Origin of the sequence: Pseudonocardia pini (genome assembly GCF_013870575.1) — a bacterium.
Taxonomy (GTDB): Bacteria; Actinomycetota; Actinomycetes; order Mycobacteriales; family Pseudonocardiaceae; genus Pseudonocardia; species Pseudonocardia pini.
The window spans coordinates 1-1,254 of sequence record NZ_JACBXB010001143.1 but is presented as its reverse complement, the minus strand read 5'-3'; the positions used below and the strand labels follow the sequence as shown (position 1 = coordinate 1,254).

Below are 1,254 nucleotides of genomic sequence, written 5' to 3'. Positions count from 1 at the left end.
GGCCCCCACCGGGACCGGCGCGCCCGCCTTCTCCAGCACGGCCGCGGTGTCCGGCCCGACCAGGGACAGCACCGCGACCTCCGAGGTGGCGTCCCGCGGCTCGGCCTTCGCCCAGAACACCATCTTCTGCAGGTAGGCCAGGAGCTCGGGGAGATCGCCCGGCTCGGTGTCCAGCCACACGGTGTCGCCGACGTGGCTGACGATCATGTGGTGCAGCACGCGGCCCTGCGCGTCGAGGATCAGGGCCTCGGTGCCTGTGCCCTCCGCCAGCTCGCTGACGTGCTGGCTCAGGAGCAGGTGCAGCCAGCTCAGCCGCTCCTCGCCTGGGACGGCGATCACGCCTCGGTGCGAGCGGTCCACGACCGCCGCGGAGCGGGCCATGGCGCGCTGCTCGGCGGGCGGGTCGCCGCGGTGGGCCGGGACCGCCTCGTCCGGGTCCGGGACCTCGAGCTGCTCGACCTGCTCGCTCACTGTGCCTCCTCCAGCTGGGCCTCGTCCGCGCGGACACAGTCCGCGCAGCGGCCCGACAACGCGACGTGCGTGACGTCCACCGCGAACCCTTGTCCCTCCCGCAGCCGGGCCGCGAACTCCTCCATCAGCTCGGTGGGCGCCTCACCGACGGCCCCGCACTCGTGGCACACGAGGTGGAGGTGCTCGTGTTCGCGCTCGGAGTAGGTGGGGGCGCCGTGCCCGAGATGGGTGTGTCGCACCAGCCGGAGCTCCTCGAGCAGGTCCAGCGTGCGGTACACGGTGGTGATGTTGACCGCAGGCGCGGCGCTCTGCACCCTCGTGCAGATCTGCTCGGGGGTGGCGTGGCCGAGCTCGCGCACCGCATCGAGCACCAGCTGCCGCTGAGGGGTCATCCGCAGGCCGCGGCGGTGCAGCGTCGACTTGAGCGAGGTGTCCACGTGCTCGATGGTAGGCCTGGCGGAGCGGTCGTCGGCGGCGTCACGGCCCCGAGGGGGCGAGTTGTCCACAGACTGCTGTGCCCAGGCGGGCTGGCCGGGCGAAATCGTGCTCCGTTAGGGTGAACGCTCCTCACGGGAGTACGGATCTCCCTACCCTCGGCGAGATGAACGGGTGGGGCGGCGACGGAAGGTGCAGGTCATGACGGCTGACGGGGGAGAGCGGTCGCTCGGTGCCCCGCGGTTCGACGTCGTGCTCCGCGGCTACGACCGCAGGCAGGTCGACGAGCACGTGGCGCGGTTGCAGCGCGTGCTCGCGCGGATGCGCGCCGATCTCGACGCCGCCCGC

Annotated in this window: 2 protein-coding genes; both read right to left on the bottom strand. The window is 72.6% G+C overall.

From position 1 onward, the window contains the following. Positions 1-471: YgfZ/GcvT domain-containing protein (locus tag H5J29_RS33280; RefSeq protein WP_376768603.1), on the bottom strand; the 471-nt coding region annotated here is incomplete at its 3' end. Beyond that, positions 468-908, bottom strand: coding sequence for a Fur family transcriptional regulator (locus tag H5J29_RS33275; protein ID WP_446686510.1), 441 nt, complete (start codon positions 906-908; stop codon positions 468-470). The genes H5J29_RS33275 and H5J29_RS33280, both read right to left, overlap by 4 nt. Positions 909-1,254 lie beyond the last annotated feature (346 nt).